At 41.9% G+C, this 7451-nt stretch carries 3 protein-coding genes, 2 tRNA genes, 1 pseudogene and 1 riboswitch; all 6 genes and pseudogenes read left to right on the top strand.

Translation table 11 applies throughout. The features are described 5' to 3' along the window. Positions 1-1503, top strand: a pseudogene (locus FBQ94_RS06460) (right-handed parallel beta-helix repeat-containing protein); the annotation flags it as partial. Between the two features lie 351 nt (positions 1504-1854). Beyond that, a tRNA-Arg gene (locus FBQ94_RS06455) sits at positions 1855-1928 on the top strand. A 44-nt stretch (positions 1929-1972) separates the two neighbouring features. After that, a tRNA-His gene (locus FBQ94_RS06450) sits at positions 1973-2049 on the top strand. 471 nt (positions 2050-2520) lie between these two features. Continuing rightward, positions 2521-2751, top strand: a complete 231-nt coding sequence (locus tag FBQ94_RS06445; RefSeq protein WP_007222016.1) for a DUF433 domain-containing protein — start codon at positions 2521-2523, stop codon at positions 2749-2751. Then, positions 2744-3124, top strand: coding sequence for a DUF5615 family PIN-like protein (locus tag FBQ94_RS06440; protein WP_285442052.1), 381 nt, complete (start codon positions 2744-2746; stop codon positions 3122-3124). Before FBQ94_RS06445 ends, FBQ94_RS06440 begins: the two co-directional genes overlap by 8 nt. Before the next feature lie 449 nt (positions 3125-3573). Then, a riboswitch (cyclic di-GMP riboswitch) is annotated at positions 3574-3722 on the top strand. Positions 3723-3931: 209 nt separating this feature from the next. Then, a partial coding sequence (locus tag FBQ94_RS06435) for a PKD domain-containing protein (protein ID WP_285442051.1) occupies positions 3932-7451 on the top strand: 3520 nt, incomplete at its 3' end.

The raw sequence follows: 7451 nt of genomic DNA, 5'->3' as shown, positions 1-7451 counted from the left end.
ACGGCAAAGAAGGTAAGTGACGCAGATGCATCGGGTGGTACAGCGATTACTGCACCGGAGGGAATGGGAGATTGGGCATATGCAGAATACTCCCTCATAGTTACCGAGGAGAATTATCCATATTATGTTTGGATTCGTGCGAAGGGAAGTGATGATAGCGGCAATTCCCTGTCGGTTTCCTTTAATGGTGATTCTAAAATAACGGTACCTACTTCTTCCAATGGAACTTATTCCTGGATTAAATTGCCAAAGAGCCTTTCTACTCCGCCGGGAAACTACCCCTTTGTTATCGGGGCAGCCGAAGATGGAGTGACATGGGATAAAGTAATCATCACTACGGATCCTTCTTATAATCCCACAGATACAACGGATAAGGATGATGGTGATGTAAGAAAAATAAATGTCGCTATAGACCGAGGGAATGATGACGTGGAGGAAAGAGGTGGCGATGATGATATGATAATGGACAGTACAGATCTGGAACTGGTTGAGGATAACGATAAAATACAGAAAATTGGATTGAGGTTCAATTCTCTTGACATTCCATCAGGAGTTGTGATCACCAAAGCCTATATACAGTTTACGGCTGATCAACCAGGCTCAGAGGCGACGACTCTTGTAATAAAAGGTGAGGCTTCAAGCGACGCTGATCCTTTTGATAGAGATAATGGCAGTGTCTCTTCCCGGAATAAAACGGCAGCCTATATTACCTGGAATCCTGCTTCCTGGGATAAAGAGGGAGAATCAGGACAAGACCAGAAAACACCGGACCTTACTTCCATTGTTCAGGAGATAATAAATCAACCCGATTGGGCAGCAAACAATGCAATGGTATTTATTATTACAGGCACAGGAAAGAGAGTGGCAGAGTCTTACGAAGGCGCAGCAGAGCATGATGACCTTAGTAAAGCTCCCCAATTATATGTCGAATACCAGGAATCATCTGGTACGGAGAGTAGTGTTGATGTCCTCATATCAGACTATAAAGATGATGTTGAAGAAATGGAAGATGGGACCATATACTCTAATAGCAGTGATCTCGAATTGGTAGAGGCTGCTACGAACCAAGCCGTTGGACTGAGATTTCATTCTGTCGCCATTCCACCAGGATCTGTGATTACCAAAGCCTACCTACAGTTTACGGTTGATGAAATAACCTCAGATGCGGCGAGTCTTACCATAAAGGGCGAGGCCTCAGGCGATGCCAATCCTTTTGTTATCGATAATGGTAATGTCTCTTCCCGGAATAAAACGGCAGCCCATGTTATCTGGAATCCTCCCGCCTGGAATACCGAAGGAGAATCAGGACAAGACCAGAAAACACCGGACCTTACTTCCATCGTTCAGGAAATAGTAAATCGGTCCGGCTGGTCTGAAAACAATGCAATGGCATTCATTATTACAGGTACAGGAAAGAGAGTGGCTGTATCTTATGAATGTGCCAGGAAAAATGAGAGCCCTGAGAAAGCTCCTAAATTGCATATTAAGTACGAGAAAAAGTAAGTTCTTTTCCCAAAGTATAGTTCTGTGGAAAATGTAGGGAACAGACTGGCCTCATCTTTTTAAGATGAAGCTGGTCTGTTTTTATGATTAGAGAAGTGACTTGTGAATGAAATAATCAATACATAATTTAGTTGATAGCTTATCGGTTTTCAAAAAGCTTTATCATTTTCCTTGAAAAAGATATCATTTTTTGTATAATTTACCGAACCTGTATAAATAAGTTTTAAATTTACAGCACTTCTGATAGCAAACAGGGTAAATTTTGCAGGAATTGGTGTACAAAATAGACAGGGTTTCAAGCGTGATATTTTTATTTAAGCCTGCTGTGTAATGTTTTGATAAGCGAGTTATGCGCCAGTAGCTCAGCTGGATAGAGCATCGGATTTCTAATCCGGCGGTCGAGGGTTCAAATCCTTCCTGGCGCGTTGTTTATTACATAAATATTAAGTTTTTTCTCCTATAGAGTGTGGTGAGCGTAGCTCAGATGGTTAGAGCATTAGACTGTGGCTCTAAGGGTCGCGGGTTCGAATCCCGTCGCTCACCCCATAACATACTGATATCAGTCTGGTTTTCTTTGCTGCTTCTCTGGCATTACATTTACAAGCAAGATAGTTCATAACAAATAGCCTGTATTTGTCATATCTTGCTGCACAGACATCGACATGTTTCAGATGTTGATGAGTATTTTTTCATTTGTAACCATTTCCAGAGATTCTTTTTGCCATATTTATCACAGTCAGGAAACTTAACCACCACCGTATCCCTAGTACTGTCGGACGAAAGGAAGGGGAAGAGATAGGCCAACCTAAACTATATAGATCCAGTGCCTTACTCTATCCAGAATTCCCATTATCATTAGTCGGTAATAAGCTCTCAGTTTTATTATTAATTGCGTTAAGATTGCTTTCCACAATTCTTCTTAACAATATATACATAAATGGTTACAAGTGTTATGTAAAGTATGAATGTTAAATATCATTTTAAATTTGAGGAGTAATAATATAGGAGTAATAATAAATGAAGGTGTTTGATAGGATTGAGATTAATCCGCGAGTATGTAATGGTAAGCCAGTAATTAAAGGCACCAGGATACCTATATCAGTAATTCTTGAACTGATAGCAGAGGATAAGTCATGGCAAGAAATACTCGATGGTTATCCTGAGCTGACGAAAGGCGATATCTATGCAGCTTTGCATTATGCAAAGGTATCACTTGATCATAGTGAATTAGAAGAAATTAATGTCTAAGCCGTTAAAATTATACTTAGACCAAATGTTTCATGTGAATGTTGCCCAAGCTTTGCGTGAACAAGGATGTGATGTATTGCGTGCTTCTGAAACGGGCCAGGCAAGAGCGGACGACTATCAGATTTTAGAAAAGGCAATATCCGAAAATCGTATATTAATTACCCTTGATGAGCATTTTGGAGATTGGGCGGTATTACCACTCAGTAGCCATCCAGGGGTTATTCGAATTAAGGTGAATCCAACCACTTCCGGAAAAGTTATTAAACTTCTTTTGCATTTCTTACGCAAGAATCATACATCAGAACAATTTAAAGATCATTTAGTTATACTATCAGAAAAATGTGCAAAATGGATTCTAACTGTAACATATTAATAATAAAAAGCTTAAGAAAAAGGTACGACGAGTTCGAATCCCGTCGCTCACCCCATTACTCTTTTAATCAAAAGGGATCACGTTTGTGATTCTCATACCTTACAATAAAGATTCGCTCTCTGTGTCCATGCTTGTGAAGTTTATTGTACATCCCCTGGATTTAGCCAGCCTGATTTAAGTGAATCATAAGAGCTTGCCTGACTCCATTAACCATCCAAAATTATCTCCTTTTCAAGTAGTTACTATTCCTCTCCATGATAGTCTTCAAAATTAAAAATAAAATAAAATTGATTTTTTTGTGTTCTATGATATATTCACGTAAACGTAAAATAAATTTTACTTTGCTATACATCATTATATAGTAATGCTTTAAAATCATATGGGTAATTATAGATAAGGTAAACTAAAAATATAAAATTTATTTAGATTCATTATGAATGCGTAAAGTCTTCCGATAAAGGCAAACTCTGAGTAATCAGGGGGCGCAAAGGAAAGGGTCTTGTAACCGTGGACAGTGTTCGTGAACAGTGTCAGTATAAGTAAAAGACACTTACACCCATAACTGGAACGATGAAAATAAGATAGCCTTACTGCCGAAGATATTTCTATAAATATCTTTGCAGTAAGGCTTTTTTGTTTTATGGCCAGCAGGAAGAGATTTCTCATAATAACTACGTATTAATTTTAAAGTATTTATTATAACAAAATTATCACAGGATGTAGATAGAAAGTTAATGAAAAACAAACCAGTTTGCCTTTATTAACGACCAGGGTATTGTCATCTGATAAATTAAGGGGGGGATTTAAATGTGCTGTGCGTACTGGCGTAAAATTCTTTTAATCTACTCAATGCTCTTTGCTGTGTTTATTTCCCTTTTTTCACTCGTAATCAACTCAGCAACATTTGCTCTGGATACCGATGCTTACGTCAGCCTGGTTCGGTCTGTAGAGACTGGTTATCATAACATCCCAAACCCTGCGGGTCTTGCTTTCTCTCCAAGAGCCAGGAAATTCTTTATTGTGGATGCCCCCAAATCTGCCTTGCCTTCAGCAAAAATTTTCGACATCATGATGATGACTTCTTCTGGTGATTTGGTTAGTTCAGTTCGTACACAGATAACGGATCCTGTTAACATAGCTTTTGATAGCAAGGCCAATCGCTTGTTAATCTATCAGCCGGCTGTCCATAAATTGATTGCCGTAAAGGCTATGGCTGACGGCAATCTGGATCCTGCTAAGGTTACTAGTTTTGATGCCCGGAAGTTTGGTCTTCGGAGGCCTAACGGTATGACTATTGACCCGTCCAGCGGAGGTCTTTTTATCCTTGATAGTGCTGTGCCGGAAATTATCCATGTTACGCCAAATGCGGATCAGGGTTTTGATGATGCATCGATTTCCTATGTATGTTTAGAGCAAATCGGCATATCTGATATTCGGGGTATTGCCTTCAATCCTGCCAATGGCCATCTCTATATCCTGAGTTTTACTGAGAAAAAGCTGTACGAATTCACGAAGTCAGGAAAGGTTGTTGCGATACGTGATGTATCAGAATTTAATCTCAAAAACCCACAAGGTATGATTTTCGCTCCGAGTGGAGATCTAACGGATGATCCATCACAAATGAACCTGTACATTGCCGATTACGGTCCTGACAATAAGAGAAGCCAAAAAGCCCATGTGTTGAAAAATGCACAGACATATGATGGTAAAGAAAAAGATGGAAAGCAAATGCAGGGTAAAATTGTTGAGTTATCTCTTACTCAAACACCTGGTGTGGCATCTACAAGCAGCTCTTCCCTGGTGCAGACTATGGATCTCTCTCTACTTTCTCCACCCAGCCCGGATCCGGCAGGTATTACCTACCTTTTATCCTCTAATACGCTCCTTGTTTCTGATGGTGAAGTTGATGAAATGCCTATCTTTGTCGGTGTTAATCTTTTTGAAATGAGCCTGACCGGTAACTTACTGGATACCCTCAGTACAACATCTTTTTCGTTTGAGCCGGCAGGTTTAACGATTAATCCTGTTAATAAGCATCTCTTCTTTACTGACGATAATGTATGTAAGGTATTTGAGTTAGACCCCGGGGTTGACGGACTTTATGATACCTCGGATGATATAGTTACTTCTTTCAGTACGTCAGACTTCAGTTGTTTCGATCCTGAGGGGATTGCTTACGATAGCACACAAGGAGCACTTTTTATAGCAGATGGTGTGAGTTCTGAAATCCATCGGGTTGCACCGGGAGATAACGGTGTTTTCAATGGTGTGCCACCGACGGGTGATGATCGGGTGACACATTTCGATACGGCGATTCTTGGAGTGACTGATCCTGAGGGTATTGAGTTTAATCCGGATAATGGCCATTTGTACCTGATCGGTAAGCCTCCAAATATATTGGCTGAGATAACAACATCAGGTACCCTCAGGCGGGTGTTTGATATTTCTGCTGCGAATGCCCGGAAACCGGCGGGCCTTGGCTTAGCTCCCGGCAGTTTAGACCCCAATATCAAGAACATTTATATCGTTGACCGGGGAGTTGATAATGATCAAAATCCAAATGAAAATGATGGCAAAGTATATGAAATATCTCTGCCTCCAATTTCGCCGGGCAATCAAGTACCCACGGTTGATGCTGGATCCGACCAGACAATTATCTTACCGGCGGATGCCTCTCTGGATGGCTCTGTTTTTGATGATGGTCTGCCGAATCCTCCCGGTGCAGTGACCGTTACCTGGAGTAAGATTCGCGGGCAAGGTATTGTTACCTTTGCTAATGCCAATGCTATTGATACGACTGCCAGCTTTCCGGAAGTGGGAACGTATGTGCTTCGCCTGACTGTTGACGATGGTGAACTAATCAATAGCGATGATGTAACCATCGTTGTTTTGGGTAGAGGCGATGAAGAATTTGTAGACGTCAGGGTTGCAGCCAGTACAGATGATGCGGAAGAGAAATCCACAGGTAATGTGGCGCTCACGAGCGCTGATCTCGAAATGGTTCTTGATGGAAGCGACCAGACCGTGGGGTTGCGCTTCAATGGAATCAATATTCCAAAAAATGCCATAATTATTAATGCATATATTCAATTCAAGGCTGATGAGAGAAACTCGGAAGCAACTTCGCTTTCGATTCAAGGCGAGAATGTTGATAATGCTACGACGTTTACCTCTGTTAGCAGGAATATATCATCCAGACCGAGGACAATAGCTGCGATATCATGGTTTCCTGCGCCATGGACAAAGCTGGGAGAGCTGGGTCTTAATCAGCGGACACCTGATATATCTTCGATTATTCAAGAGATTGTGAATCGGTCAGGTTGGTCTAGTGGTAACTCATTAGCAGTTATTATTAGCGGGACTGGGAAGCGTGTAGCCGATGCATTTAATGGGGATACAGGTGGGGCGCCCTTGCTTCATGCGGTATATTATTTAGCAGATCACCAGCCGCCAATAGTTGATGCAGGACCGGATCAGACGATTGCACTGTCTGGCCATGCTATTTTAGATGGTACGGTATCTGATGATGGTTTACCGAGTCCGCCTGGATCAGTAATCACAACCTGGAGTCAAATTAGCGGGACTGGTGAAGTTACCTTTGGCGATATAAATGCCATAGATACAACGGCAAGCTTCTCAGAGGCAGGGACGTATGTGCTCCGCCTGACAGCCGATGATGGCGAGTTGATCGAAAGTGATGATATTACCGTTGTTGTTAACGGCGCCACTATGGTGAGAGAGATCCGGGTCTCAGCCAGCACAGATGATGCAGAAGAGAGGCCTTCAGGTAGCATGCTACTCTCCAGTACCGATCTGGATCTGGTATTTGATAAGTACAATCAAATAATAGGTATACGTTTTAATGGGATTACTATTCCGGAAGGTGCTACTATTACAAATGCCTATATTCAGTTTAAGGCAGATGAGATAACCTCGGAGGCAACTTCACTAACGATTCAAGGCGAGCATGTTGATAATGCTACGGCGTTTACCTCTTCCATCGGGGATATATCGTTAGTTATTTTCACGGGAACTGGTAAGCGCGTAGCAGAGGCATATGATGGGAATCAGGCAGAAGCGCCATTACTCCATATTGAGTATAGCGTAGCCCAGGTTAATCAGTCTCCCACAGCTAATGCAGGGGCAGATCAATCGATCACCTTACCGGATAATGCAATCCTGAATGGTACCGTTACCGATGATGGCTTGCCGAATCCTCCTGGAGTAGTAACGGCAACCTGGGGTGTGGTGAGCGGTACAGGTACGGTAAGCTTCGGTGATGTGAATGCCGTGGATACAACGGCAAGCTTCTCGGAGGCAGGGACGT

The sequence above is a fragment of the Candidatus Jettenia sp. AMX1 genome (assembly GCF_030263775.1).
In the GTDB taxonomy this organism is placed as follows: domain Bacteria; phylum Planctomycetota; class Brocadiia; order Brocadiales; family Brocadiaceae; genus Jettenia; species Jettenia caeni.
Note: the sequence above shows the minus strand (reverse complement) of the source record. Positions and strands in the feature narration are given on the sequence as shown.

Coding starts and splice junctions, on each gene's coding strand:
- FBQ94_RS06445 (WP_007222016.1), top strand. CDS start 2,521: ATGAAGGTGTTTGATAGGATTGAGATTAATCCGCGAGTATGTAATGGT.
- FBQ94_RS06440 (WP_285442052.1), top strand. CDS start 2,744: ATGTCTAAGCCGTTAAAATTATACTTAGACCAAATGTTTCATGTGAAT.